The organism is Dehalobacter sp. CP (genome assembly GCF_047652685.1).
In the GTDB taxonomy this organism is placed as follows: Bacteria; Bacillota; Desulfitobacteriia; order Desulfitobacteriales; family Syntrophobotulaceae; genus Dehalobacter.
Genome location: NZ_CP157399.1, coordinates 1,716,149 through 1,743,109, shown reverse-complemented (window position 1 = coordinate 1,743,109; position 26,961 = coordinate 1,716,149). Strand labels below are relative to the sequence as shown.

At 46.8% G+C, this 26,961-nt stretch carries 24 protein-coding genes and 1 tRNA gene; 22 read left to right on the top strand and 3 right to left on the bottom strand.

The window, feature by feature from the left end:
* Positions 1-2 precede the first annotated feature (2 nt).
* The 4 genes from AAH944_RS08610 (at position 3) to AAH944_RS08595 (ending at position 4,415) form a co-directional block, all read left to right on the top strand.
* Entirely contained in the window at positions 3-3,416 is a 3,414-nt protein-coding gene (locus tag AAH944_RS08610) for a DNA polymerase III subunit alpha (protein WP_415534352.1), read from the top strand.
* A 98-nt stretch (positions 3,417-3,514) separates the two neighbouring features.
* Positions 3,515-4,000: a pantetheine-phosphate adenylyltransferase gene (coaD, locus tag AAH944_RS08605; protein ID WP_415534350.1), complete on the top strand. Its 486-nt coding sequence runs from the start codon at positions 3,515-3,517 to the stop codon at positions 3,998-4,000.
* A 21-nt stretch (positions 4,001-4,021) separates the two neighbouring features.
* A complete protein-coding gene (locus AAH944_RS08600; protein ID WP_015042994.1) occupies positions 4,022-4,219 on the top strand; it encodes a DUF2007 domain-containing protein in 198 nt (65 codons plus the stop codon).
* Between the two features lie 109 nt (positions 4,220-4,328).
* A tRNA-Leu gene (locus AAH944_RS08595) sits at positions 4,329-4,415 on the top strand.
* Between the two features lie 113 nt (positions 4,416-4,528).
* Here the strand turns inward: AAH944_RS08595 and AAH944_RS08590 are convergent.
* Positions 4,529-4,678: a small, acid-soluble spore protein, alpha/beta type gene (locus tag AAH944_RS08590; RefSeq protein WP_015045136.1), complete on the bottom strand. Its 150-nt coding sequence runs from the start codon at positions 4,676-4,678 to the stop codon at positions 4,529-4,531.
* A 305-nt stretch (positions 4,679-4,983) separates the two neighbouring features.
* On the opposite strand from AAH944_RS08590, the gene AAH944_RS08585 reads away from it, so the two are divergent.
* The 16 genes from AAH944_RS08585 (at position 4,984) to AAH944_RS08510 (ending at position 21,206) form a co-directional block, all read left to right on the top strand.
* Positions 4,984-5,286, top strand: a complete 303-nt coding sequence (locus tag AAH944_RS08585) for a hypothetical protein (RefSeq protein ID WP_015042992.1) — start codon at positions 4,984-4,986, stop codon at positions 5,284-5,286.
* Positions 5,287-5,652: 366 nt separating this feature from the next.
* Positions 5,653-6,603, top strand: coding sequence for a hypothetical protein (locus AAH944_RS08580; protein ID WP_415534347.1), 951 nt, complete (start codon positions 5,653-5,655; stop codon positions 6,601-6,603).
* 141 nt (positions 6,604-6,744) lie between these two features.
* A complete protein-coding gene (locus AAH944_RS08575) occupies positions 6,745-7,410 on the top strand; it encodes a hypothetical protein (protein WP_415534345.1) in 666 nt (221 codons plus the stop codon).
* Complete coding sequence (locus tag AAH944_RS08570) at positions 7,398-7,622, top strand: ferredoxin family protein (protein WP_415534343.1); 225 nt, start codon at positions 7,398-7,400, stop codon at positions 7,620-7,622. The genes AAH944_RS08575 and AAH944_RS08570 overlap by 13 nt, the downstream gene beginning before the upstream one ends.
* 5 nt (positions 7,623-7,627) lie before the next feature.
* On the top strand, positions 7,628-8,692 hold the full coding sequence (vorB, locus tag AAH944_RS08565; RefSeq protein WP_415534341.1) for a 3-methyl-2-oxobutanoate dehydrogenase subunit VorB: 1,065 nt from the start codon (positions 7,628-7,630) through the stop codon (positions 8,690-8,692).
* Between the two features lie 2 nt (positions 8,693-8,694).
* A complete protein-coding gene (locus tag AAH944_RS08560) occupies positions 8,695-9,438 on the top strand; it encodes a thiamine pyrophosphate-dependent enzyme (protein WP_415534339.1) in 744 nt (247 codons plus the stop codon).
* Entirely contained in the window at positions 9,438-9,977 is a 540-nt protein-coding gene (locus AAH944_RS08555) for a 2-oxoacid:acceptor oxidoreductase family protein (protein WP_415534337.1), read from the top strand. The genes AAH944_RS08560 and AAH944_RS08555 overlap by 1 nt, the downstream gene beginning before the upstream one ends.
* 280 nt (positions 9,978-10,257) lie before the next feature.
* A complete protein-coding gene (locus tag AAH944_RS08550) occupies positions 10,258-10,809 on the top strand; it encodes a helix-turn-helix domain-containing protein (RefSeq protein WP_415534335.1) in 552 nt (183 codons plus the stop codon).
* A 14-nt stretch (positions 10,810-10,823) separates the two neighbouring features.
* Positions 10,824-12,512 (top strand): AMP-binding protein, encoded by a 1,689-nt coding sequence (locus AAH944_RS08545; RefSeq protein ID WP_415534333.1) that lies wholly within the window; start codon positions 10,824-10,826, stop codon positions 12,510-12,512.
* Between the two features lie 242 nt (positions 12,513-12,754).
* Entirely contained in the window at positions 12,755-13,246 is a 492-nt protein-coding gene (locus AAH944_RS08540; protein ID WP_415534331.1) for a bactofilin family protein, read from the top strand.
* Between the two features lie 305 nt (positions 13,247-13,551).
* Entirely contained in the window at positions 13,552-16,320 is a 2,769-nt protein-coding gene (gene polA / locus AAH944_RS08535; protein ID WP_415537831.1) for a DNA polymerase I, read from the top strand.
* A 12-nt stretch (positions 16,321-16,332) separates the two neighbouring features.
* A complete protein-coding gene (gene mutM, locus AAH944_RS08530; RefSeq protein ID WP_415534329.1) occupies positions 16,333-17,154 on the top strand; it encodes a DNA-formamidopyrimidine glycosylase in 822 nt (273 codons plus the stop codon).
* Between the two features lie 73 nt (positions 17,155-17,227).
* Positions 17,228-19,102 carry an ABC-F family ATP-binding cassette domain-containing protein gene (locus AAH944_RS08525; RefSeq protein WP_415534327.1) on the top strand — a complete coding sequence of 625 codons (1,875 nt, stop codon included), beginning with the start codon at positions 17,228-17,230 and terminating at the stop codon, positions 19,100-19,102.
* A gap of 108 nt (positions 19,103-19,210) precedes the next feature.
* A complete protein-coding gene (ytaF, locus tag AAH944_RS08520; RefSeq protein ID WP_415534325.1) occupies positions 19,211-19,873 on the top strand; it encodes a sporulation membrane protein YtaF in 663 nt (220 codons plus the stop codon).
* 8 nt (positions 19,874-19,881) lie between these two features.
* The gene (coaE, locus tag AAH944_RS08515; RefSeq protein WP_415534323.1) at positions 19,882-20,466 is read left to right on the top strand and encodes a dephospho-CoA kinase; all 585 of its coding nucleotides are present in this window, start codon (positions 19,882-19,884) and stop codon (positions 20,464-20,466) included.
* Between the two features lie 155 nt (positions 20,467-20,621).
* Positions 20,622-21,206: a lytic transglycosylase domain-containing protein gene (locus AAH944_RS08510; protein WP_415534321.1), complete on the top strand. Its 585-nt coding sequence runs from the start codon at positions 20,622-20,624 to the stop codon at positions 21,204-21,206.
* Positions 21,207-21,410: 204 nt separating this feature from the next.
* On the opposite strand, the gene thrB is transcribed toward AAH944_RS08510, so the two are convergent.
* Both thrB and AAH944_RS08500 read right to left on the bottom strand, forming a co-directional pair.
* The gene (gene thrB / locus AAH944_RS08505) at positions 21,411-22,310 is read right to left on the bottom strand and encodes a homoserine kinase (protein WP_415534319.1); all 900 of its coding nucleotides are present in this window, start codon (positions 22,308-22,310) and stop codon (positions 21,411-21,413) included.
* 179 nt (positions 22,311-22,489) lie between these two features.
* On the bottom strand, positions 22,490-23,779 hold the full coding sequence (locus tag AAH944_RS08500) for a homoserine dehydrogenase (RefSeq protein WP_415534317.1): 1,290 nt from the start codon (positions 23,777-23,779) through the stop codon (positions 22,490-22,492).
* A gap of 386 nt (positions 23,780-24,165) precedes the next feature.
* Here AAH944_RS08500 and ilvE point away from each other — a divergent pair, with 386 nt between their 5' ends.
* A complete protein-coding gene (gene ilvE, locus AAH944_RS08495; protein WP_415534315.1) occupies positions 24,166-25,032 on the top strand; it encodes a branched-chain-amino-acid transaminase in 867 nt (288 codons plus the stop codon).
* 229 nt (positions 25,033-25,261) lie between these two features.
* Positions 25,262-26,959: a dihydroxy-acid dehydratase gene (gene ilvD, locus AAH944_RS08490; protein ID WP_415534313.1), complete on the top strand. Its 1,698-nt coding sequence runs from the start codon at positions 25,262-25,264 to the stop codon at positions 26,957-26,959.
* Positions 26,960-26,961 lie beyond the last annotated feature (2 nt).

The following is a 26,961-nucleotide window of genomic DNA, read 5'->3' as shown; positions in this document are numbered from 1 at the left end:
CTATGTTCACACATCTTCATGTTCATACCGAATACAGCCTTCTGGACGGCGCGGCCAGAATCAATGACCTTGTGCATTCCGCTGCCGAGCTGGAAATGCCGGCGCTCGCGATCACTGATCACGGCGTGATGTACGGCGTGCTGGATTTTTATAAAGCCTGCGGCAAACAGGGAATTAAGCCTATCATCGGCTGTGAGATCTATATGGCTCCGGGAAAAAGAACGGAACGGGTTCTCGGCAAAGATGACAAGAACTATCATCTGGTCCTTCTTGCCGAAACGAACGAGGGCTATCAGAACCTGGTGAAAATTGTCTCGCAGGCCAACGTGGACGGCTTTTATTACAAACCCAGGGCCGACAAGGAGCTTTTACAGCAGCACAGTAAAGGTTTAATTGCACTGAGCGCCTGTCTGGGCGGAGAGATCCCGGAGTACCTGATGCAGGACAATCCGGCCAGAGCCAGAGCGGCGGCGATGGAGTATCTTGATATTTTTGGTCCAGAACACTTTTATCTGGAGCTGCAGGATCATGGCATCACCGATCAGAGAAAAGTTAATGCCGGCCTCTGGGACCTGCACCGGGAGACGCGGATTCCGCTGCTCGCGACCAACGATGTCCATTATATCCGGAAAGAAGATGCGTCGGTTCAGGATATCCTGCTGTGCATCCAGACCGGAAAGACGCTGGCCGACAGCTCCAGGATGAGCTTTGAGGGCAGCGAGTATTATCTGAAAAGCAAGCAGGAGATGAATTTGCTTTTTGGGGAGACGCCCGAGGTTTTACGCCAGACGAATGAGATTGCGGAGCGCTGCAACGTCAGCTTTTCGTTTGGCCAGCATTATCTGCCGGTGTACGAGGTTCCGGAGGGCTGCACCTTGGACGAGTACCTGCGGGAATTATGCTGGAAGGCGTTCCCGGTGTTCTACCCCGATGCAACGCCGGAACAGCGGGAGCGGCTGGAATATGAGCTTGGGATTATTACCCAGACTGGTTTTTCCGGGTATTTTCTGATTGTGTCCGATTTCTGCCGGTATGCCCGGGAGCATGATGTTGCGGTCGGTCCGGGGCGTGGTTCGGCAGCTGCGAGCATGGTTGCGTACTTGCTCGGCATCACCTCCGTGGAGCCGTTGCGCCATGATCTTCTTTTTGAACGTTTTTTAAATCCGGAAAGGATTTCGATGCCGGATATTGACATCGACTTTGACCCGGAAGGCCGGGAAAAAGTCATCAAATATGTGACGGAAAAGTATGGGGAAGAGAAAGTCTGCCAGATTATTACGTTTGGTACCATGGGCGCCAAGGGCGTGCTGAGGGATGTCGGAAGAGTCCTGAATATACCGCTCAGCAAAGTCGATAAAGTTGCCAAAGCTGTTCCATTCGAACTGGGCATGACGCTGGAAAGGGCGCTGACCGTTTCTCCGGAGCTGCAGAAAATGGTTAGGGAAGAAGAGGAAATCAAAAGGCTCTATGAGATTTCAAAATCGCTGGAGGGGATGCCGAGGCATGCTTCCACGCATGCTGCCGGCGTCGTGATTGCCAGGGATGAATTGACCAGTTACCTTCCGCTTCAGAAAACTTCCGACGGGCTGCTGATGACCCAGTTCCCGATGAAATTGGTCGAGGAGATCGGACTGCTGAAAATGGATTTCCTGGGCTTGCGGAACCTGACGATTCTGACCAAAGCCCAGGCGAATATTGGGAAAACCCGCGGTATCCGGCTTGATCTGAATCATTTGCCGCTGGATGACCAAGCGACCTATCAACTGCTTTCCGAAGGGAACAGCACAGGCGTATTTCAGCTGGAAAGCGGCGGCATGCGGGCTATCTTAAAAGATTTGAAGCCCAGTTGTTTTGAAGATATTATTGCTGTGCTCGCTCTGTACCGTCCTGGTCCGATGGAACAGATTCCGGAGTTCGTGCGCCGAAAGCATGGCGGGCAGATCAAGGTCCTGCATCAGAAAATGGAAGAAATTTTAAGACCGACGTACGGGATTATCGTCTATCAGGAACAGGTCATGCAGATTGCCCAGAATCTTGGCGGATACTCTCTTGGACGAGCAGATCTTCTGCGCAGGGCCATGGGGAAAAAAGACAAGAAAATCATGGCCGAAGAAAGGCAGAACTTTATCTATGGCCTGCAGGACAGCGGCGGCGAATGGATTGTGCCGGGAGCGCTCCGTCTGGGTATAGGTGAAAAGGAAGCCGAAGAGATTTTTGATTTGATGGCCAAATTTGCCGAGTACGGATTCAATAAGGGCCACGCTACGGCTTATGCGATGATCTCTTACCAGACAGCCTATCTAAAAGCGAATTATCCGCTGGAATACACCGCGGCGCTGTTGAGTTCCGTGATCGGCGCATCAGATAAAGTCACTTTTTATATTCAGGAGGCCAGGAGCAGCGGCATTGAGATTCTGCCGCCCGATGTCCAGTACAGTTACCGGGATTTTACCATTGAACACGGAGCGATACGTTTTGGACTCGAGGCGATCCGCAATGTCGGGACACAGGTGGTTGACAGGATCATCGCCGAAAGAGAGAACGGCCCGTTTACCTCATTTTATGATTTTATTGTACGCATGGATGCTAAAGTTCTGAACAAACGAACCCTGGAAAGTCTGATTAAGGCCGGCGCATTTCAGTCACTGTGCAGCCGCGCTCAGGCTATGAAAGTCCTGGATCAGGCCCTGGAGCTGGCCCAGAACCGGCAAAAGGACAGCGAATCCGGCCAGATGTCTTTGTTTGATCTCGATCAGGACCTCGATGGAGGGCTGGTTATGCCTGAAATACCGGAATTCAGCGAGAACGAGATCCTGAAGATGGAGAGGGAGTATATCGGTATATATCTCACAGCCCATCCGCTTTATTCCGTGAATGACCTGCTCAGGAAAATCACGAGTTCAGAAATTGCGGCTTGTCTCGAAAGTACGGAAGAAAAAAAGGTCATTCTAGGTGGGATAATAAATTCTTATCGGCAAACAATAACGAAAAAAGGGGAAATGATGGCTACCTTCTTACTGGAGGATCTGACCGGAACGATTGAGGTTCTGGTATTTCCCAGATTGTTTCCGGAAGTTGTCAGGATGGACAACGACCATATTGTGGTTGTTCACGGTCGTTATTATGTGAATGAAGATGAAAAGAAAATATTTGCTGAAAAAGTTCTGCCGATCGAGGAATGTAGCGTCAAACCGGATAAATTGTTTCTGAAGATTCCAAGCAATCAGGATACGGAGCTGACCGATAAGATCCTGGCGGTTCTTGGGGCATTTCGCGGAACGCATCCTGTCTATTTCTTTTGCCAGGATAATAAGAAGACCTTTGAGATAAGTCCAAATTATTTTGTCAGGCCATCTGAAGAGCTTGACAGGGCGCTTATTGCGCTTTTGGGAAATGATCAGGTAAGATGGCAATAAAAATTTGTTGGAAGAGGCAGGATATTGCCGCTTTGGGGCGAATCCCATAAATAGATTTTATGACACTAAGATATTTTCTAGACTGAAGGAGATTTTTTGTGCGAACTGCAATATACCCGGGGACATTCGATCCAGTAACCAATGGACACCTTGACATCCTGCATAGAGCCATTTATCTTTTTGACCGTGTCATTGTGGCAGTAGCTTCCGAAAGTAACAAACAGACGCTTTTTTCCTTGGAAGAAAGACAGAAACTGTTGAGATGCGAAACCAGCGATATGGAAAATGTTGAAGTCAAGTCTTTTGGCGGTCTGACTGTGGATTTTGCGCGTGAATGCGGAGCTATTGCGCTGATCAGAGGTTTGCGGGCCATGACTGATTTCGAATACGAATTTCAGCTGGCTTTGATGAATAAAAAGCTGGCTCCCGACATCGAGACCGTCTTTTTAATGACAAAAAGCGAGTATTCGTTCATCAGTTCCAGCTCGATCAAATCGGCGGCAAGTCTGCAAGGAGATGTTTCAGGATTAGTTCCGCCGAATGTGGAGAAAGCAATGATTCAAAAGTATAATAAGATGGTCTAAACGCTTATTGGAGGATAGAATATGTGGACAGTCATTTATATAGCACCAAATAAAGCAGTTGCTGAAAAATATCAAAAAGCATTTGCAGACGAAGGTATTTTAGTCCAGCTAAAAGCAGTTGGTTCACAGGAATCCACCGACGTAAGCGTCGAAATACTCGTGCCGGAATCGGAGGCTGAGGAAGCCAACGAGATTCTGACCGGTATTATGCGTTCATAATCCAAGTTGTCTTTATCGGAGTGAAAAATAATATGAAAATAGCCGTAAAAAAGTGGCAATGTACTTGCGTTTTTGACGCTGATACTATAAAATAGCAAAAGTAAGGCGTGCCGAAGTGGCGGAATTGGCAGACGCGTCGGTCTCAAAAACCGATATCTGTGAGGATGTGCCGGTTCGACCCCGGCCTTCGGCACCAAGTAATTTAAAGGCTTAAAATATAGAAGAACTATGAATGGTGAAAGATATACGAACATCGAAGCCCCGAGGGAGTAAGATCCTTCGGGGCTTTCGCTGTCATGGCTGGATGATTTAGATTTTACCGTTAATGTATTCAAAGGTTTTCTTAACCATGCTACCTCCAACAGAGCCGTTTTGTCTTGCGGAGGTGTCTGGACCTAAGTTAACATTAAGCTCGCTGGCAACGCTTTGTTTGTTAACCGGCAGTTTATACTTAGCCATTAGATATCCCTCCTTTTTGTTTATTTATCTGTAGTATCTGCATATAGGAATAAAATACACAGGTAGTTTATTTTAATTCAGTAAGTTTTTAACATTTAGACCAGGGATTGTTCTCGGTTTGTTGTTTTGTTTGGCTGCATCCCATGAGCGGGATTGCCAGAAAGAAGCTTATTATTTTTTGCAAGCCTTATATACAATAAATGTATATACCTGTATAAAATCAGGATTTTAGCCAAATTTTGAGTTTTGGGGCAGGAAATGAAATCTTCATAGCGAAGTAATAAAACCGGAAAGGGGGGATTGAAATGGAAAACCAATTTGCTGAACTGTATCATGACTTTGAGATGTATCAACACTGCCAGCTTATCTTTTCAGAACAGGCTCCGGATGGCATAAAAATCCAGCAAATCTCTTATGATACATTTAAACCGATTAAAGATGATAACGGGATATTATACTTCCCAATGAACGAACTCGGTTTCGGGTATTTTATAACCAATAATTTTAATATTGTGAAAATGCCTTCCAAGCAGAAAAAAGTAATGTATAGGATTGAAAAAGATGGAGAAGAATACTTTTCCATTTATTTATTTGGTCCAAAGAAGTAATTGCGTGCCTTTCCGTAACCCTCACAATTACTAATTACTTTAAGTTTTTTGAGTTCTATTGCCATAAAGAATTTAGAAAACTGCAAGTAAGTTGGCAGGTTTTACATTGTTCCAGTGTAAAACGGTTACATACTAAAAGGTAGAACAAATTTGCAATCGACAATTCACGAATACGGGTGTTTATGATTCGGATCTGAGTCTAAACACCCGTATTTGCTGTTCATCGGACAATGGTGTATTGAGAGACGATGGATGTAATCAAATGGTTCTTATGGTATTCTTAACATAGATGCCGGTATAAGGTTAGAGATCGGTGCAATACGCTTCAGGTTTGCTCTGGCAGTAAGCGCTGAGAGGAGTGTTTTTTTGTTCGGGCTAAAATTTTTATCAAAAAAAGTTTTAGGAGTCAGCATTGCCTGTCTTGTTGTGTTTGTGATGATCATTTCAACTGTTACGGCTCTATGGTCAGAAGATGAGCCTGCCTTCCAGACTGTCTCAGTGACAGAAATGGCAGATAAGGTGAAGAATATCAAAAAACAAGGCGGGACGATTGAATTCAGTCAAGACGAGATCAACAGCGCAATGGCTTTTTATTGCGAAAAGAAACTGCAGTCTGTCCCGTATCTTACAGGGCTTACTTCCAAGCTTGGGAAAAACAGGATTGAGATATTTGTTGGGGGAACAATCGGGCAGAAAATCAAATTTCAGCTATATTCAGAGGGGTATCTGTTTTACAGCGACGGGAGCATAGTCTATATACCGGAGAATTTTAAAATAGGCAAAATATTACTGCCGAAAGGCTTGGTCCTCAATAAGCTCAGCAAGATCAGGGCGATAGCTGATAAAGGAATTACCCTTGAAGGCGACACCCTTGTTTTAACAAATGATTTTTTTCCTTTTGAGATCATAGCCTTTTCAGTAAAACCTGACAAGATGACATTCGAAGTGAAGAAAGACGAAAAAGTTTCGAGCAGCGAAAGTGCTGCCGGAGGCGCAAATTCAACTGGCCAAGGAGGAAGCGGTTCTCAAATTAATTCTGAAGCGACAAAAGTGCTGCTGCGTACTGTTTACAGCCAGTTAGGGATCGTCTATGCAAATGTAAAAACAGTGCAGGAAAAACAAATTGTCGGATTCATGATGACGGTTGTCAATAATCTGATCCAAAATCCTTCCTCGCCTTATCGCGATCAAGCCGGCAGGGTCATCGCAGAATACAACAAGCTTACCGCGGAAGAAAAAAGTGATCTAAAGCTTGCGATGCTGACCTATATGGACACGGATATCGCTTTGAAATTAAAGGATCTATTTGGATTATGAAAAACAACGAAGTAAGCATTAAATAAGCCGAAAATTGGCCGAAAATTGAGTATTAAATATGTATTGAAGTTGATATCAAACGTGAATTTGTGGTATTATTAATTTTAATTGTCTTAGTATTCTTACTTTAGGAGGTCTCGTGTGCAGAGTGCAAGGGTTACCATTTTTGCCGGTCACTATGGCAGCGGCAAGACGAGTGTTGCTGTAAACTACGCTTTGTGGCTGAAAAAAAGTCATCAGAAAGTCACCATTGCCGATCTGGATATTGTTAACCCTTATTTCAGAACGAAAGATAGCGCGCAGATGCTGAAACGGTCAGGGATTAAGCTGATTTCCTCGGATTATGCGAATTCGAATGTTGATATTCCTGCTGTTCCGGGAGAAATCAATGCGGTATTTGACGAACGCGACGCCTATGCGGTGATCGATGTCGGCGGAGACGACAGAGGCGCCTATGCTCTCGGCCGCTATTACGAACAGCTTCACCGTACAGATGCTGCTGCCTGTATTGTTGTAAATATGTACCGGCCTTTAAGCCGCGATGCCGAAGCGACGATTAAAATTAAATACGAAATTGAAGCCGCAGCGCGAATCAAATTTTCCGGAATTATTAATAATTCCAACCTGGGTAATGCTACTACCGCCTCTGATGTCATGAATTCGCTTCCTTACGCAGAGCAAATCTCTGCAAGGACGGGACTGCCGATTGTGATGACAACCGTGCAGAGAAGTCTGGCAGCGGAACTGGCAAGTAATATTCAAAATATATTTCCAATAGATTTGGAGGAGTATGAATGGCAAAAGTGACGAAACTAACAATCGAGGCAGACAGATGCAAAGGCTGCTCTCTTTGTGTAAATGCTTGTCCTAAGAAATTGCTCAGACTTTCGCCCGAAATCCTTAACAGCAAAGGATTTCATCCTGCGGAAATGACAGATCAGCAAGCGTGCACTGCCTGTGGATTCTGCGCGATCATGTGTCCGGATGTTTGTATTCAGATTGAAAAAGAGGTGAATTAAAGAAAATGGCGGAAAAAGTATTAATGAAGGGAAATGAAGCAATTGCTGAAGCCGCAATTATGGCCGGCTGCCGTCATTTCTTCGGTTATCCGATAACGCCTCAGACCGAGGTCGCAGCTTATATGGCTAAACGTATGCCGAAAATCGGGGGAACCTATTTGCAGGCGGAAAGTGAAATTGCGGCCATCAACATGGTTTACGGAGCGTCCTCAGCGGGAGTCCGAGCGATGACGTCTTCATCGAGCCCGGGAATTTCCTTGAAAAGCGAAGGCTTATCCTATATGGCAGGAAGCGATCTGCCTGCAGTGCTGGTCAACATTCAGCGCGGCGGTCCTGGACTTGGCGGAATCCGTCCGTCCCAGTCCGACTATTTCCAGGCAACACGTTCTTCCGGTCACGGAGATTTTCATATGATTGTGCTCGCACCGAATAACGTTCAGGAAATGTTCGACCTGACGATAGAAGCTTTTGAACTGGCTGACCAGTACCGGATGACCGCGATGATTTTAGGCGACGGGATGCTCGGACAGGTGATGGAGCCTGTGGACATCAGCCGCGGCGAAGCGGCGTCGAACGTTACCAAGGATTGGGCGCTGACTGGAACAAAAGGTCAGAGAAAAAGAAATGTCATTAATTCGCTTTATCTCGAAGCCGAAGAGCTCGAGATGCTTAACTTGAAACGTTTTGAAAAATACGCGGAAGTTGAGAAAATTGCCAGAACGGACAATTACCTAACCGAGGATGCGGAAGTAATTATCGTTGCTTATGGTATCTGCGCCAGAATAGCCCGAAATGCGATTAACGAAGCCCGTAAAAAAGGCATAAAAGCAGGGTTGATTCGTCCGGTTACTTTATGGCCGTTCCCTAAAAACCAGCTAAAAGCCGCAGCGGAAAAAGCAAAGGCTTTTGTGGTGGTCGAAATGAGTATGGGTCAAATGATTCAGGACGTCGAACTGAGCATCCGCTGCAGCCGTCCGGTGCATCTCTGCAGCCGTACCGGCGGGATGGTTCCGACTCCAGAAGCTGTCTTGGAAGCCATAGAAAACGCTGCGCAGGCGGAAAGGAGTTAATGATGGAAATCGTTTTTCAAAGACCGAAAGCACTTTCAGATGTATCCAGTCATTATTGCCCCGGCTGTACCCATGGGATTATTCACAGGCTGGTGGCAGAAGTTCTGGACGAACTTGATCTTACCGGAAAAACAGTCGGTGTCGCCCCTGTTGGCTGCGCTGTACTTGCTTATAACTATTTTGAATGTGATATGGCGCAGGCAGCGCACGGCCGGGCTCCGGCAGTTGCGACAGGCCTTAAGCGCGCCAATCCGGCCAATATCGTATTTACGTACCAGGGGGACGGAGACCTGGCAGCTATTGGGACGGCTGAGACCGTTCATGCAGCAGCCCGAGGTGAAAATATTACCATTATCTTCGTCAACAATGCCATTTACGGCATGACCGGCGGACAAATGGCCCCTACGACCATCCCTGGCCAGATCACGCAGACCTCTCCTTACGGAAGAGATCCAAAGTATGCAGGTTTCCCATTGAAAATCTGCGAAACGCTTTCCACGATTGACGGGACGGCCTATGCGGAGCGGGTGTCCGTAGACAGTGTTAAAAATGTGATTAACGCCAAGAAGGCGATCAAAAAGGCTTTTGAATACCAGAGCGCCGGGAAAGGCTTTACGATTGTCGAGGTTCTGTCGACCTGCTCGACCAACTGGGGGCTTGAGCCTGTTGAAGCGCTCACCTGGCTGCGCGAGAACCTGATTCCTTACTACCCGCTGGGTATCTATAAGGATAAGGAGGTTTTCTAATGAGCACGACACTTGAACTTATGATTGCAGGTTTTGGCGGACAGGGTGTGCTGTTCGCCGGCAAAATTCTTGTCTATGCCGGGCTGCTCGCGGGCAAGGAAGTCAGCTGGCTTCCGTCCTACGGACCGGAAATGCGCGGCGGCACAGCCAATATCAACGTGATTGTCAGTGATACGCCGATCGGATCACCGATTATTACCTATCCCGGGATGTTGGTTGCGATGAACCAGCCGTCCCTCGAAAAATTTGAAATGGACGTCCAGAAAAACGGGACAATCATCGTGGATTCCTCCCTGATCCCGATTCAGGTACAGCGTCCCGATGTTCAGACCTTTTATATACCGGCCACGAGGCTGGCTGAAGATGCCGGTCTGAAAGGACTCGGGAATATGGTCATGGTTGGGAAAATTGCCAAGCAAGCCGGTATCTTTGATCTGGAGATGCTGAATAAAGCAGTATCCAAGTCGATTCCGGAGAGAAAGAAAGATCTTCTGGCATCCAATATCAAAGCGATAGAAATCGGGTATAAATTTAACTGAAGTCGTAGTGTCTTAACTTAAGTCGTACCGTTTCGACTTAAGTATTTCAAAAAAGTCTTGTAAAAGTATTGCCGTATTGTATTACAGCATAGTATTATAATACTATTGAAACATAGTGTTATAGTATAGTAGTATGATTCGGCAATTATTTTAGTATAGCAGGAAGGCTCTAAGCGCTTTCTGCTATACATAAGTACAGCTAAGGCTGTAGCCTTAGCCAAGGCTTGGCTTCAGCCAAGTTTTACTTAAAACAGGCAAATTATAAGGAGGTGCCATTAACTTGACTGATCAACTAAAGGACATGGGCGCACGTCTCTTGATGCTGCGCGAGTCAACGGGCTTCACGCCGGAAAAAATTGCTGAGATACTCGATGTTCCGGTTACGGATTATCTTCAATATGAAGCAGGAGAAAAAGATTTTTCGTTTAGTTTTCTGTACAATGTTGCAGGTATTTTAGGGGTTGACGTACTGGATATCATCAGCGGCGAGTCACCGAAGCTATCCACCTGCTGCGTGGTCAGAGCCGGCGGCGGGTATGAGATCAACCGCCGAAAAGCTTACGATTACAAGCACTTGGCCTTCACCTTCCGCAATAAGAAAGCTGAACCGTTTATGGTGACAGTAGAACCGAACAATGCGATACCGGAACGTCATTCCCATGACGGGCAAGAATTCAATTACCTGGTTTCAGGATCCATGGACTTTTTTATCGGTGAGATGGTTTACGAACTCGGTGAGGGTGACAGCGTTTACTTCGATTCGTCCGTTCCCCACGCGATGAAGGCCCATGGCGATGCTCCGGCAAAATTCCTGGCCATCGTCATGAAATAAAGGAGGACGCGCACATGATCATGTATGAGAAGTATATTGGCAGACACCGGGACGACTATGTCACGCTGGAAGATTTATATAAAAATTTTAAGGTGACCTGTCCGGATGATTTTAACTTTGCCTACGATGTCCTTGATAAACTGGCTGAGGAGAAACCCGATCAGCTGGCGATGCTCTGGGTAAGCAATAGCGGTGAAGAAAAAAGGATTACTTTTGCTGAAATGAAACGCTGGTCTGATAAGACGGCGAATTATTTTAAGTCACTTGGCATTAAAAAAGGAGATCTTGTCCTACTGGTTTTAAAAAGAAGCTATTTATTCTGGTATGCGATGATGGCTCTGCATAAAATTGGCGCAGTGGCTGTTCAGGCTACGAACCTGCTGACGGCGAAAGATTATATCTATCGCTGCCAGGCGGCAGGTATCAAGATGGCCGTGATTACCGCAGACGGTGATTGTACCCGGCATTTTGACGAGGCTGCTCCGGAATGTAAAACGGTTCAGATCAAAGCGGTTACCAAACATAAGGATGCAGGGGAAGGCTGGCTCGATTTTGAAGCCGGGATCGAAGCTGCGTCTGACCAATGGGAACGCCCTACCGGCGAAGAAGCGACCAAAGTCACGGATATGCTGATTATGGCCTTTTCCTCCGGAACGACCGGCTACCCCAAGATGGTCTCCCATGACCATGCTTATCCTTTGGGACATACTATGACCGGCATTTTTTGGCACAGGGTAGAGCCTGGCGGCCTGCATTTCACAATTTCCGACACCGGTTGGCTGAAATCTCTCTGGGGCAAAATGTATGGCCAGTGGTTAGGTGAATCAGCGATATTCACGTATGACTTTGACACCTTTAACGGTGCGGATATTTTGCAGAAACTGGAGAAATACCAAATAACCACTTTCTGTGCACCGCCGACCATGTACCGCTTTATGCTGCGGGAAGATGTAAAGGGCTACAATCTGTCGGCGCTGAAACACTGCTGTACCGCAGGAGAGGCCCTAAATCCGGAAGTGTTCAATCAATGGCGGCAGGCTACCGGACTGCGTATCTTTGAAGGCTTTGGGCAGTCGGAAACAACCGTTTGCTGCTCAATCCTGTATCCATGGGTGCAGCCGCGACCGGGTTCGATGGGGATGCCCACACCGGGTTATCAGATGGTGATTACGGATGAAGACGGCAAAGAGGTTGACCCTGGTGTGACCGGGGAAATCTGCATCAAAGCTCCGGATTACGCGACCAAGACGAAAGGTCTTTTTATGGGCTATTACCGGGACGAAGCGAATACGCAGCGTTCCTGGCATGACGGCCTGTATCATACCGGCGATCTGGCCTACCGTGATGAGCTTGGTTTCCTGTGGTATATCGGCAGGAATGACGACATTATTAAATCATCCGGTTACCGCATCGGGCCTTTCGAAGTCGAGTCGGCGCTCGCGGAGCATCCCGCTGTTCTGGAATCAGCGGTAACGGGTGTTCCGGATCCTATCAGAGGATTTAACGTCAAGGCGACGATCGTACTGAACAAAGGTTACGAACCTTCGGAAGACATGATTAAAGAATTGCAGGATCATGTCAAAAAGGTAACCGCACCCTATAAATATCCGAGGGTCATTGAGTTTGTGACCGAGCTCCCCAAAACCATCAGCGGCAAAATCCGCAGGGTTGAAATCAGGGAAAAGGATTTGCGGTCCGAATAAACGTACAGGATAATTGACATAAGAAAAGAGGATGCAACTTTGCTGTATCCTCTTTCTATTTCCACTATATGCCCGATCCTATATATCTCGGCTGATTACGCTAAGTTATTGTAGATTTACATATCACTGTTTGTAACTATTGTATAAAAATAGGACTAATGGCCTATATAATATTTGGCTCCGTTGTCATATCCTAAATTTAAATATAATGTTTAATAATGGAAGAGTGAAAGGAAAAGAAGATGGAAGCTGTCGAATTTGGTAAAAAAACGGATAATGACGTGTACGTTGCCAAAGAATGCAAAATAACAGGAAAAATAAACTCCAGAACCAATGTGATAATTGACGGGGAGCTTGAAGGCACAATTGAAACAAAAGCAGATCTACTTGTGGGTCCGCATGGAAAAGTAGAAGCGGAAATTTTTGCTGTAAACGCCCGGATACAGGGAGAAGTACATGGAAATATTACAGCTGAGAACTTATTGGTAATAGCTTCAACTGCCGTAGTCTATGGTGATATAAAAACAAAAGGGCTTCAGATTGAACAGGGCGCAAGGTTCATAGGGAAGAGTCAAAATCATGATCATCATGATCAGGCAGGTAGTATAACTGAACTAGAAACCAAGCCTGAGACTGAATATGAAAGTGAGCCTTCTGACAATCCTGAATTTTTACAAGGAAAGAAAAAGTCAAAACTTTCCTTTAAGCCTATTATCTATAATAGGATGCCTTAGAGAGGTAGGAACTGTCTACCCACGGAGCTCAATGCCAGTATCCAGAAAGTCTCCGATACTTTTCAGAGAATAGCACGATGAATGATCGAAATCAATTGATATAGCGGACAAAGAAGTGTGGATGACTGAAATCAGCGGATATTAAACGGCTTGCAGTAATGCAGCCGTTTATTTTTCTGTGCTGTGTACTTGTTGTACTTGATTCCAGAAAAGGTTATGATATAGAAAGGTATATTCAAAGGAATTGTTTGACGAATGATTCCGAGGGAGATTCTGAAGAAACGGTTCTTGAAAGGAGTATTACGATGCCCCGGATGCTGATCTTAGACGGTAACAGTCTTATCAATAGAGCTTTCTATGCGCTTCCGCCGCTTACCTCCAACGAAGGTCTTCCGACGAACGCTGTGCACGGTTTTTTAACCATGTTGTTCAGGCTCCAGAAAGAGCAGAAGCCTGATTATTGGGTCGTAGCTTTTGACAAGACGAAAGCAACGGTCCGCATTGAGCAGTTTGCAGGCTACAAAGCTCACCGGAAAGAGACACCGGAGACTTTGCGGCCGCAGTTTAATTATCTTAAAGAAATTTTGCGGGTGATGGCCGTTCCGATTCTGGAACTGGAAGGTTACGAAGCGGATGATATCATAGCGACAGTAAACGATCTGGCGATCGCCCAGCAAATAGAAGTTTTAATCTTTACCGGAGACAGGGACGCTCTTCAGCTGATTTCGCCGCATAGCTCTGTGCTGCTGACAATGAAAGGGATTTCGGAAGTTGAGTGTTACAACGAACAACGGCTGGAAGAAAGATATCTGCTGAAGCCTGCCCAGATTATCGATCTGAAAGGCCTGATGGGGGACGTTTCGGACAATATCCCTGGGATTCCCGGTGTAGGGGAAAAGACCGCACTGAAACTGCTTCACGAATACGGGTCCGTCGAAAATGTGCTGCAGAATAAGGATGAGGTCAAAGGCAATAAATTAAAGGAACTGCTGAATCAATACGCTGATCAGGCACTCTTAAGCAAAAAGCTCGCAGCAATGATTCACGATGTGCCGGTTACGTTTTCTCTTGACGACTTAAGATGGACGGAGCCGGACAAAGATGCCTGTAGAAGGATCCTCCATAGCTACAGCTTATATAAAGTCGCATCGCTGTTTGAACAGAGCCTCGCTGCGGTAACGAGTCCTGCGCAATTTGTCGAAAAAAGCAAGAAGCAAAAAGCATCAGGTAACAAAAATCAGGAAATAAAGACTCACGAGATAGCTGCTTCTAAACCGGATTTAATCAATAACCTATATGGAAATTTGAAAGATCAGAATAAAGGCGGCATGAGAGATACAGAGATCATTGATACTGTCCAGCAAGAAAAGAACATGGACGGAGAAGGCTGGCTGGAGCTGCTGAATACTTGGCTTGAGCAGAAACCGGTCCTCGCACTCAGTTATCGTTTTGAGGGCAGGAATATTCATCAGGGGCTCTGGACTGAAATGGGGATCTGTGATGAACATCATACGTATTCGCTGAACCGGTATGCTGCTGCTCCAAGTGTGCTGCGTCTCTGGGAAGAAATCCTGGCTGACGACGGTGTCCGCAAAGTGGTTGCAGACAGCAAGGGGCTATATTCACTGCTTCTGAATGAGAATAAGACATTCGCCGGCGTTGATTTGGATTTAAGCCTGGCCGCTTATTTGTTAAACCCGAACCGGTCCAATTACAGCGCTTCCGAATTGCTGGGGGATTATGTGACGGATCTGTTTTCGAATACGCCGGCACGGGAAGCAGCTCTGCTACGGAAACTTGCCGCTTCCTATATGGAAAAACTGGCGGAAGACGATCTTGAAAAGCTCTTGCATGAGGTTGAAGAGCCTTTAAGCCTCATATTGGCCAGGATGGAAAAGACCGGAATTGCTCTGGACAAGGCGAAACTCCAGGAATATGGTCAGGAACTTGAGGTTAAGATCAGCCGATTAGAAAGCGAGATTTACAATCTGGCCGGTGAAAACTTTAATATCAATTCGCCGCAGCAGCTTGGCAGGATTCTATTTGAGAATTTAGGGCTTCCGCCACTCAAAAAAACCAAAACGGGTTATTCAACGGATGCGGAAACGCTGGAAGAATTGCGGACGGAGCACGCTGTCGTGGAGAAACTACTGGAATACCGGCAGCTGGTTAAACTGAATTCCACCTATGTCAAGGGCCTGCTGGCCCAGTGCTGTGACGGCAAAATTCATACCACGTTTCAGCAGACGGTTACAGCTACCGGCAGACTTTCCAGTACCGAACCGAATCTGCAAAATATTCCAATCCGTCTGGAAGAAGGCCGGAGACTTAGGAAGGTTTTCCAGGCAACTCAGGAAGACTGGCTTTTGTTATCCGCAGATTATTCTCAGATTGAATTAAGAATTCTGGCGCATTATTCGAAAGATCCGATACTTTGTGAGTCCTTCCTGATCGGGGAAGACGTGCACAGACGTACAGCTGCCGAGGTGTTTGACGTAGCGCTGAACGAAGTCAATTCAGATATGCGGCGCAAGGCCAAAGCGGTTAACTTTGGTTTAATGTATGGTCTGACGGACTTTGGACTGGCCAGGGATCTGGCTATTTCCAGAAAAGAGGCAAAATACTATATCAGTCAGTATTTTGAAAGATACAGCGGTGTTCACCGTTATCTTGAGGAGGCCGTCGCTGAAGCCAAAGAAAAGGGAGAGGTTCGTACGCTGCTGAACCGGCTGCGGAAAATCCCCGAATTGTCTCATCCAAACAGAATGACGCGGCAGTTTGGCGAACGGATTGCCAAGAATACCCCGATCCAGGGAACCGCGGCTGATATGATGAAAATTGCGATGATCAAAGTAGCTGAAGCACTTCAGGGCCTGCAGGCAGAAATTTTGCTTCAGGTTCACGACGAACTGGTAGTCCAGGTCGAACCGTCAGCGCTTCCCAAGGTCGCAGCAATTGTCAAAAAAGAGATGGAACAGGCTTTCCCGATTTCTGTTCCATTGCTGGTAGACTGCAAAGTCGGAAGCAACTGGTATGATATGGTCCCTTATCAGGTGAGTGCGCTGTTGTTTTAGGAGGTCGATCCGATGCCTGAACTTCCCGAGGTAGAAAGTATCCGGCTGTCCCTGGCTGCAAGGATTCTGGGAAAGACAATTGAAGATGTCGAAGTCCGATGGCCTCCGGCAGCAGTTTCTCTGGTGGATGAGGATTTCAGCGCTTTGGTCAGGAACCGGACGATTGAAAGCCTTGACAGACGCGGCAAGTATCTGCTCGTGAACCTGAGTCACGGCCTTACGATGATCATTCATTTCAGGATGACCGGACGTTTGATCTATTATCCTGAGCAGCACGAGCCGGATAAACATACGCATGTCCTGTTTAGGCTCGATCAGGGGGAACTTCATTACTCCGATATCCGGAAATTCGGCAGAATACAGCTGGTGTCTTTTCAAATGGCCTTTAAGGCTGCCTGTTTGGCTAAACTTGGGCCGGAACCGCTGGACGAGTCATTTGCATTTGATCAGCTCGGGATGCGTCTCGCCAGGAAAAAGAGTACGATCAAAGCTGCGCTGCTGGATCAGACCGTCGTAGCCGGCATCGGAAATATTTATGCGGACGAGGCCCTGTTCCGCGCAGGTATTTTGCCGGATAGGAATACGGCTTCGTTAAAGGTGTCGGAGATTATGCTGCTTTACGATGCGATCTGTGAGGTTCTGCAGGAAGGAATCACGGCTGGCGGAACATCATTTCGTGATTATCGTGACGCAGACGGCAAGAAGGGTGCATTTCAGGAAAATTTGATGGTCTACGGACGCAGCGGTCAGGAGTGTAAATATTGCGGAGGTCAATTGGCTAAAATCAAAGTAGTCGGAAGGACAACGGTGTATTGTCCAAACTGCCAGAGATAGATGAAATTTGTTTTGAAGAAACATAACTTTTAATGCAGGAAGAAAGAATCCAGGAGGAGTATTTCACAGAAGGATGAGCATACTTTATTGCAATGGACTTGAAATTGAAGTAGCAGGGAGCACCCTGCTGGATCATATAACGCTGCGTTTGGAAAAGGGTCAAAAAGCCGGCCTGGTCGGAGCCAATGGGGCAGGTAAAACAACACTGATCAGGGCTGTCATGGGAGAAATTGCTCATGAAAACGGAGATATCAACTGGCAGGGTACTGTCGGCTATCTGCCGCAGACAGCGGCAGCCACAGCAGAACACGGTACAGTATTTGAACAAATGCTGACGGAACGCCGGGATATTCTTGATCTGCGGGACAGCCTCAGATCCTTGGAAAATAAAATGGCGGAACAGGCCGACGAGAAAACGCTCGAAAGGTACAGTCTGCTTACGGAACAATATGAAAGGGCGGGTGGTTATGCGCTCGAAGCCAGGATCCGCAAGATCCTGACCGGACTCGGGATGGACCGGCATCAGACGACTGAAGCTAATCATTTAAGCGGTGGTCAGAAAACTCGTCTGGCGCTTGGCAAGCTTCTGCTGCGTGATCCGGACGTTCTGATTCTTGACGAGCCTACGAACCATCTCGATATTGAGGCACTGGAATGGCTCGAAAATTACCTGGGAGATTATGTTGGAGCTGTGCTTGTCGTTTCCCATGACAGGTACTTCCTGGACAGAGTCGTGGACAGCACCTTCCTGATTGAGGATGGGTTCCTGAAAGCTTACAACGGCAATTATTCGGAATTTGAACTGCAGCGGAATATTGAAAGAATATCGCTGACCAGAGAAGCGGAACGGATCAATAAAAAAATTGCGGACCTGGAGGAGTATATCCGGCGTCATGGTGCCGGAATCAAAGCTAAACAAGCCCGGGGCAGAGAATCCATGCTGAAAAGAATTACGCCGGTGAATGCGCCGAAAGATTCGAAAAAACTCAGCATAAGCCTCCAGGCCAAAACCCGCTCAGGTGACCGGGTTCTCGAGATAGACGATCTGGCCGTTAAGTACGGGCAGAAGACCATATTCGAACATGTAGGTTTGGAATTGCGCCGGGGTGATAAGATTGCCCTGCTCGGCAGAAACGGGATTGGAAAGACGACGCTGTTGAGAGCTGTTACAGGACAAATTCCGTATAACGGTACGATCCGGACCGGGGCGAATGTCTCCGTCAGCTACTATTCCCAGGAGCATGAGAATATTGGATTAAGGGAAATTGTCATGGACGAGATCCGTTATTCTTCAACGCTTGACGATCCGGAAATACGCAATGTTTTAGCCCGTTTTGGCTTCCGGGGAGAGGATGTATTTAAACCTGTTGCTGGTTTAAGCGGGGGAGAGAAAAGCAGGCTGGCACTTTGCAAACTTTTTCTGAATCAGGGAAACCTGCTTTTGCTTGATGAGCCGACCAACCATCTCGATATGGAGACGAGAGAAGTCCTGGAGGAAGTGTTGCAGGATTACAACGGGACAATTTTGACCGTATCCCATGACCGGTACTTTCTGAACCGAATCGTGAATAAGATTGCTTTGCTTACAGTGAATGGTCTGAAGGTATTTGAGGGAGACTACACGGCCTATCGTGAGATGAGCGAGAAGAGTGAAGAGGAAGAAACAAAATCTGCTCAAGCCGCTCAAGATCAGACCTGTAAAAATGAAGAGGCTCAAAAAGCCAGAGATTACAGGGAAGAGTCCAAGAATACCAAACGGATAGAAAAAAAGATCAAGCAAATCGAGGAAAAAATTGCGGATACAGAATTATTGCTTCAAGAAATTGAGGATAAGCTCGATGCCGCAGCCAGTGATTATGAACTGACATTGTCACTTCACCGGTCGTATGAGAAAGTGCAGGCAGAGCTCGATCATCTGATGGAGGAGTGGCTGGCTTACCAGGATTAGTACGGAAAAACTGACAGACCGACGACCACAGATGAGCCGGCGCGGCACACCAAAACGAGGTTACAGCCATATATTATCCCGAAGGAAATACTTAAGGGGTAAAAGAATATGGGAATGGCAATGATCCTTGCTTTGGCTTTGAGTCTTGACGGTTTTGGGGTAGGGATGGCCTACGGTCTGAAGAGGATTCGGATACCGCTCAGTTCCATGATGATTATTGGTTTTTGTACGGCACTCGCCATGACAGTCTCGATGTACTGCGGACATCTGATCACGTCTCAGCTTACGGTGATCCATCCAGGTATTCTGGGAGCAGTCGTTCTTATTGCAATCGGCTTGTATCAATTGATTCAAACTTTGAGAAACAGAGCGGAACTGCCTGAAGCTGTCCCGGTAATGGTAGCTTCAGCCGGGCAGAGAGATGACAATCCGTATCGTACTTTGTTCAGTATTAATTTGAATTTCTTCGGTCTGGTCATTCAGGTTTTGCAGACCCCGGATGCGGCAGACATTGACGGCTCCGGAGTCATTACGCTGAATGAAAGTCTGCTTCTCGGCGTGGCATTGTCCCTGGATGCGTTTGCTTCGGGTGTAGCCGCTGCGCTCACAGGAATTTTCTGGTATGTCATCGGGATGGTGACGCTGATGCAGGTTCTGATGATCTTTACCGGTCAGGTATTGACAGGCAGACTTCCGGCGGGCGTGCTGGCGAGAGTCAGGTATCTGCCGGGGATCGTCCTGATACTCATCGGGTCATTAAAAATAATTTGAGGTTAAACATGATCAAAATTGGACTTACAGGAGGAATAGCAAGCGGCAAGACGCGTGTTGCCAGCTGGTTTGCGCAGAAGGGCATCCCGGTTTTTAACGCGGATGACGCAGTTCATAGGTTGTATGACGGGCCGTTGATCCCTTTGATCGGCAAAGAGTTTGGATCTGAATGCGTCCGAGATGGAAAGATTGACCGGGCGGAGCTGGGCAAAATCATATTTGCCGATCCTGAGGCCAGGCAAAGGCTTGAGGAACTTGTTCATCCTTTGATCCGGCAGCAGATGCAGGATCAATGCCTGAAGGCAGAAATCCAAAGTGAAAAGCTGATTATCCTGGATATTCCGCTGCTTCTGGAAACGGGATGGGGGGAATTTGTCGACGAGGTTTGGGTCGTTTATGTCCCTGCTGAAATACAAATCACCAGGCTGATGGAACGAAGTGGCTTGACCAGGGAAGAGGCCGAGCGGCGGCTTGCTGCGCAAATGCCGCTTGAGGACAAAAAAGGGAAAGCCGACCGGGTTATCGATAATTCCAGGGACTGGGGAGAAACTGAAAAACAACTTGAAACGATCTGGAAAGAACTGTTTTCTTGAAATCTCCATTCCATAGATTTATCTGTAATTCAAGGTCTCGGCTTGCATTGAATCAGCTTTGTCGTATATAATGTTTCAGAATTAAATCATATCTTTGCTCAGATCAACATACTGATAATCAAAAGGTTAGAATATTGAAATAGGATGGATGCATTTTGTTTATCGCAAAGAAGAAAATTGTTAAGACCATAACAATTATTTTTTTATTATTTATGATCCTGGCTGTATACCAGTCAAACTTTGTCGGCAGAATGATGTATCCTTTTCCATACAAACAGACGGTTGAAAAATATGCCGCCCAGTATGGTACGGATCCTTTGCTGGTGATTGCCGTAATCAGGGAGGAGAGCAGGTTCATCACCAAATCGAAATCATCCAAAGGGGCGGTCGGATTGATGCAGCTGATGCCAGGGACAGCTAAAGAGGTAGCTGTCTGGCTGAAAGAGGATTACGCGAAGGCTGATTTACTTGATCCCGAAACCAATATTCGTTACGGCACCTGGTATCTTGCTTCTTTGAGCAAGGAGTTTTCCGGCAATACGGTTCTTACCCTGGCAGCTTATAACGCCGGGATCGGCAGGGTGCAAAGCTGGCTGGATGATTGGCCGAAAGACCCGAATGCGTACCGTATGGAGGAAATTCCAATTACAGAGACCAGGGAATATGTCGAGAAAGTTTACAAAAGTTATGAAAAATATTTGGCCCTTTATGCTACTCAACGTTCTGGAGGGCGTGAATAAATGCTTTTAATTTAGCAATCGTAAGCTGTCTGTCATTTTTGCCTTTTTGTTTGACTGCAATACTGCGGAGAGAGTCCCAAAAGGCCGAAGAGCGGTTAGGGTATATGACGTAAGCCCCAAGTAAAAAAATACTGCCAATAGTATAAAACGATTAACAGTATCTTATCGGTTCATTTACTCTTGTTTAGGAGTTACCCCAAAAAATCAAATTTCGGTCAGCACAGCTCCCTCAGAATCAATATCCAGGGTCAGGGTTGCAGAAGGCAAACCATTTTCTTGGAGTACACGCTTCATCGTCAGGGCTATCTGATCTTCTTTTCCATAGGGGCAAAAAGCAATCAAAGTCGGCCCTGAACCACTCAGAGCTGCGCCGTACGCGTCAGCACGGACAGCAGATTCTAAGGCTTGGGGCATACCAGGGATCAAAGAAGCCCGCTGATTTTGGTGGATCCTGTCCCGAGTGGCAATTGCCAATAAATCGTATTCCTCATTAATAAACGCATCAACTAAAAGGCCGACGCGAGAAGCGTTAAAGATCACATCAGCTCTGGGAACAGAAGCAGGCAGTATCCCGCGCGCTTTTTCAGTTTCAACGAGAATATCCGGAATCACGACCACCGCTTTAAATTTTGGAGACTTCGCCAGCGTCCTTGGTATAAGTTTGTCTTCATCCATAACTGTCAGGGTAATTCCGCCGCAAAGGGCAGGTGTGACATTATCCGGATGGCCTTCGATTTCAGAAGCAATTTCTAGCAATTGAAGCCGGTTTAAAGGGTTTCCGGCCACCGCGTTTGCAATGATCAGTCCGCCGACGACGGCAGTGGAACTGCTTCCCAGTCCGCGGGCAGGCGGAACATGGCTTTCTAGGGTGATTTTTAAGGGCTTCGGCTGGAAATCAATTTTCTGCCACAGCTTGCAGACTGTTTTCCATAAGAGGTTCGTTTCATCTGCAGGAATATTGCTCGTATAGGTGCCTTTAAGGATAATCTCCAGTTTTTCGCTTTCTTCAGCCTGGATATAGTTATATAGCCTTAAGGCCAGTCCCATGCAGTCAAAACCTGGTCCGAGATTTGCTGAAGTTGCTGGTACTTTTACTTGGAACATTCTTTTCCTCCATTTTTTCGGCAGGTAATCCATGAATATGCCTATTTATTCGAATAAATTCTATAACAATTACTGAGGGAAGTAAACAGTCGGTACAACATTCTTAAATTCATTGCTCAATAATTTCATTCAAGCCTCAATACCCCATATTAGGTCTGGGTGCCACAAGTTCCAGCCGGTCAAATTCCATTTGTCTCCAGCCGAATAACATTATAGATTTTATCCAGTTTGCTGTAGGAATTCAGGGACTGGATGGCCTGACGGAGCTGTCCTTCCCGGCAGGGGTGGGTCACCAGTGCGATTTCGGCGCTTTTATCCGGCCGCGGTTTCTGGATGATGGAATTAAAGCTGATGCCGGCTTCAGCAAAGAATAACGCCAGTGTTGCAAAGACTTTTGGTTCGTCTTTAACTTTAAGCCGGATGTAATAAGCGGTTGTAAAATCATCCGTTGAGATGATCGGATAGTTGCGGTAACAGCCGCAATTCAGGAGTCCTTCGGATCCGGCGGACATATTGCGTACAATCTGGATAATGTCGGCTACAACGGAGCTGCCTGTCGGCAAAGCTCCGGCGCCTTTCCCATAAAACATGGTTTCTCCGACAGCATCACCGGTGACATAAATCGCGTTGTACACACCGCCGATATTGGCCAGCGGATGTTTTTTGGAAATCAGGGCGGGATGTACCCTGACTTCGATCCTTTCTTCCTGGTTTTTGGCAATGGCCAGCAGCTTAATCACGCAGCCGAGTTCATCCGCATAGTGAATGTCTTCCGGAGAAATGTTGGAAATTCCTTCGGCATAAACATCGTTAAAGGTTACGCGTGTATTAAAAGCCAAGGAAGAAAGAATCGCAAGTTTGCGGGCGGCATCCAGCCCTTCCACGTCAGAGACCGGATCTGCTTCAGCATAGCCGAGCTCCTGGGCTTCTTTCAGGACATCAGCAAAATTGCGTCCCTGTTCGGTCATAGCAGATAAAATATAATTGGTCGTACCGTTAATAATCCCAAGCAGTGAGGAGATCCGGTTGGCAGTCAGGGATTGCCTTAAGGCAGCGATAATCGGGATACCGCCAGCGACACTGGCTTCAAAATACAAATCTCGGCCGTTCTTTTTCGCAGCTTCAAGCAGTTCTTCTCCATTTTGAGCTAAAAGATCTTTATTGGCGGTAACTACATTTTTGCCGTTTGCCATTGCAGTCAGGATAAGCGTGCGGGCCGGTTCGATACCGCCCATTACTTCGACAACAATGTCAATTTCAGGATCATCCGTGATTTCCTTGGGATCGTCTGTCAAAATAATGCCGCGGCAATCCGGCCGAGGTTTATGGATATTATGGACTAAAGCCTTTTTTATAGTTATACTAGCGTTGGTACGGGTACTGATGTCATACCGGTTATTTTCCAGTATGGCAGCTGTACCTGATCCGACAGTTCCAAAACCCAGTAAACCAATTACAATTTTCTTCATAATATTTCCTCCCTATCCCTTCTGAATGAACAAGTGTTTCTGTACAGTGGACATTATACCAAGCTATCCTGGAATTGGCAAGGATATTTTTGATCGGTCCACTGCAGGATGAAAAGTATACTCCAAATATATTGACACAGTTAACTGTATCATATACACTTAGATAAAATAATTATATGTGCTATAACACAGCGTTAACGAGATAATGATGGTTCAGAAAGTCTGTAGAGTTTTTCTTATTCTCATATATGAATATGCACGTTAGGAAGTGTAGCAATTAGACTCCCTGTTTTTTTTTATTAAGGTATATTTTACATGTTGATTGTGTTTCGTTACAATATAGATAGTGTTGAAATCAAAATTGAGTTTCGGAAAGGAGTATTCACATGATTATCTATTGCGATGGTAAATTTGTTGACAGCCAGGAGGCGAAAATTTCTGTATTTGATCATGGCTTTCTTTATGGAGACGGTGTATTTGAAGGGATCCGGGCCTATAATAGCCGGGTATTCAAATTAAAGGAACATATCGACAGACTGTATGAGTCAGCCAATGCGATCCTGTTAAACGTTGAGGTAAGCCGTCGGGAAATGATGGATATCGTTGTGGAAACTGTAAGAAAAAACAATCTTACAGATGCTTATATCCGCCTGATTATTTCCAGAGGGGTCGGAGATATGGGTTTAGACCCAAGGAAATGCCCTAAATCGGAAATTATTTGTATTGCCGGCAATATTTCATTGTATCCGCAGAGCATGTACGAAAATGGGATGGAGATCATTACGGCTGCCACCCGCCGGAACAGTTCGGATGCGTTAAGCCCGAGAATCAAATCCCTGAACTATTTAAACAATATTATGGCTAAGATTGAAGCCAACAGGGCAGGTCTGATGGAAGCATTGATGTTGAATCAGGAAGGGTATGTCAGTGAAGCCACCGGCGACAACATTTTCATTATCAAAGACGGAGTTATAACCACACCTCCAGTTTATGCCGGGATTTTAAAAGGCGTCACCCGTGATTCGGTCATCGATTTAGCCCGCCAGGAAGGGATCCCCGTTCAAGAAGAACTGTTTCATCTGATTGATGTTTACAGTGCCGATGAGTGCTTCCTGACCGGTACGGCAGCTGAGCTGATTCCGATTATTATGCTGGATTCCAGAAAGATCGGCGACGGTAAACCAGGACCCGTATTTAAAAAGCTGCTGGCTAAATTCCACGAATATGTCAAGACAGAGGGAGAGCCTATCTAGTAACTGTTCTCTAAATAACTAGAAATTTAAACCTTCATAGCTGGGTCTGTGTGCCACAGTTCCAGCGTAAGCGGAGCATGGATGCGGAGCGCGGCAGAAAGCGCCATGGAGGGCGCTATCTGCCGAGACCGGAATGTGGCGCGCAGACCAGACCCAAATGATTATATTAATAGATTGAAAACAAACAATAGATTAAAGACAAAAAAATTTCAGGAAAGGAAGCGATCCCATGAACAGTGATGCAGTAAAAGTTGGAATTGACAGGGCACCTCACCGCTCTCTATTTAAAGCTCTTGGACTTACCGACCGGGAAATCAATAAACCCTTGATCGGTATCGTCAACTCCTTTAATGAATTTGTGCCCGGGCATATGCATCTGCGTCAAATTGCCGAAGCAGTCAAAACCGGAGTCAGAGAAAATGGCGGTACGCCGCTCGAATTTTCGACGATTGGTGTCTGTGACGGCATTGCCATGGGACACGTCGGGATGCATTTTTCCCTCGCGAGCAGGGAGCTGATTACCGACTCCATTGAGATCATGGCCAGAGCACATGCTGTCGATGCCCTGGTATTTATTCCAAGCTGTGACAAAATTGTCCCTGGAATGCTGATGGCTGCAATGCGGCTGAATCTGCCGTCCATCGTCGTGAGCGGTGGACCGATGCTACCGGGTCGTCACGAGGGGAAAAATGTTGATTTTATCACCGTCTACGAAGGCGTCGGTAAAGTCTACAGCGGCCAGGAAAGCCAGGAGTGGCTTCAGGGACTCGAACAGAATGCGTGCCCGACCTGCGGTTCCTGCGCCGGGATGTTTACGGCAAACTCCATGAACTGCCTGACAGAGGTCATCGGCATGGCTCTGCCCGGCAATGGTACGATACCGGCTGTCTATTCCGAGAGAATACGCTTGGCCAAAGAAACCGGCTATCAGGTTATGAACCTGCTGCGGGACAATATTCGGCCACGTGATATCGTAACGAGCATTTCAATCAGGAACAGCATTGCCGCCGATATGGCGTTAGGGTGTTCAACCAATACCATCCTTCATCTGCCTGCGATTGCGTTTGAAGGAGAAATCGAATTTGATTTGGCCGAGATCAATGCAATCAGTGACCGGACCCCTCAGATCTGTAAACTGAGTCCGGCGGTGAACGGGCATTATCTCGTCGAAGTCAATGAAGCAGGCGGGATCAGTGCCGTTTTGAAGAGCTTGCTGGATGCCGGTTTGATCGATGGTTCCGGCATGACGGTTTCCGGCAGTACCATGGCGGAAAGGCTAAGCAGCGCGGCTGTCAAAAATCCGGGTGTGATCCGGCCGCTGACTGATCCGTATTCCGCCAAAGGCGGACTCTGTGTCCTGTTTGGCAACCTGGCACCGGAAGGAGCCGTGATCAAAGTAGGGGCTCTGGCGAACAGGGATATTGTCTTCGAGGGCGCGGCCAAGGTCTACGACGGAGAAGACCTGGCAGCGGAAGCGATCCGCAGCGGCGTGATTAAAGAGGGCGATGTCGTGATTATTCGTTATGAAGGACCGAAAGGCGGACCGGGTATGCGAGAGATGCTCGGGCCAACCGCAACGCTGGCAGGGATGGGGCTTGATTCTTCTGTGGCGTTGCTTACCGACGGACGTTTTTCCGGAGGCAGCCGGGGACTTTCGATCGGGCATATCTCTCCTGAAGCAGCGCTCGGTGGGGAGATTGCGTTTGTCGGAAACGGCGATATGATTCGGATTGATTTAGAAAAACGGACCATCGACTGGCTTCTGCCCGAATCTGAAAAAGCAGAAAGAAGAAACAGCTTTGACCCGGAAAAAGGGTTGGAGAAAGTGTATAAAGTAGCAGGCCGGACAGGATATCTGGGACGTTACGTCCAATTTGCCCAGTCGGCCAATAAAGGAGCAGCTTTCCGGACACTCAAGGAGGAATGAAT

Coding starts and splice junctions, on each gene's coding strand:
- AAH944_RS08555 (WP_415534337.1), top strand. CDS start 9,438: ATGAGCACGACACTTGAACTTATGATTGCAGGTTTTGGCGGACAGGGT.
- AAH944_RS08560 (WP_415534339.1), top strand. CDS start 8,695: ATGGAAATCGTTTTTCAAAGACCGAAAGCACTTTCAGATGTATCCAGT.
- coaE (WP_415534323.1), top strand. CDS start 19,882: ATGATCAAAATTGGACTTACAGGAGGAATAGCAAGCGGCAAGACGCGT.
- AAH944_RS08545 (WP_415534333.1), top strand. CDS start 10,824: ATGATCATGTATGAGAAGTATATTGGCAGACACCGGGACGACTATGTC.
- ilvE (WP_415534315.1), top strand. CDS start 24,166: ATGATTATCTATTGCGATGGTAAATTTGTTGACAGCCAGGAGGCGAAA.
- AAH944_RS08610 (WP_415534352.1), top strand. CDS start 3: ATGTTCACACATCTTCATGTTCATACCGAATACAGCCTTCTGGACGGC.
- AAH944_RS08525 (WP_415534327.1), top strand. CDS start 17,228: ATGAGCATACTTTATTGCAATGGACTTGAAATTGAAGTAGCAGGGAGC.
- AAH944_RS08540 (WP_415534331.1), top strand. CDS start 12,755: ATGGAAGCTGTCGAATTTGGTAAAAAAACGGATAATGACGTGTACGTT.
- ytaF (WP_415534325.1), top strand. CDS start 19,211: ATGGGAATGGCAATGATCCTTGCTTTGGCTTTGAGTCTTGACGGTTTT.
- AAH944_RS08570 (WP_415534343.1), top strand. CDS start 7,398: ATGGCAAAAGTGACGAAACTAACAATCGAGGCAGACAGATGCAAAGGC.
- mutM (WP_415534329.1), top strand. CDS start 16,333: ATGCCTGAACTTCCCGAGGTAGAAAGTATCCGGCTGTCCCTGGCTGCA.
- ilvD (WP_415534313.1), top strand. CDS start 25,262: ATGAACAGTGATGCAGTAAAAGTTGGAATTGACAGGGCACCTCACCGC.
- AAH944_RS08500 (WP_415534317.1), bottom strand. CDS start 23,779: ATGAAGAAAATTGTAATTGGTTTACTGGGTTTTGGAACTGTCGGATCA.
- AAH944_RS08600 (WP_015042994.1), top strand. CDS start 4,022: ATGTGGACAGTCATTTATATAGCACCAAATAAAGCAGTTGCTGAAAAA.
- thrB (WP_415534319.1), bottom strand. CDS start 22,310: ATGTTCCAAGTAAAAGTACCAGCAACTTCAGCAAATCTCGGACCAGGT.
- polA (WP_415537831.1), top strand. CDS start 13,552: ATGCCCCGGATGCTGATCTTAGACGGTAACAGTCTTATCAATAGAGCT.
- AAH944_RS08585 (WP_015042992.1), top strand. CDS start 4,984: ATGGAAAACCAATTTGCTGAACTGTATCATGACTTTGAGATGTATCAA.
- AAH944_RS08590 (WP_015045136.1), bottom strand. CDS start 4,678: ATGGCTAAGTATAAACTGCCGGTTAACAAACAAAGCGTTGCCAGCGAG.
- vorB (WP_415534341.1), top strand. CDS start 7,628: ATGGCGGAAAAAGTATTAATGAAGGGAAATGAAGCAATTGCTGAAGCC.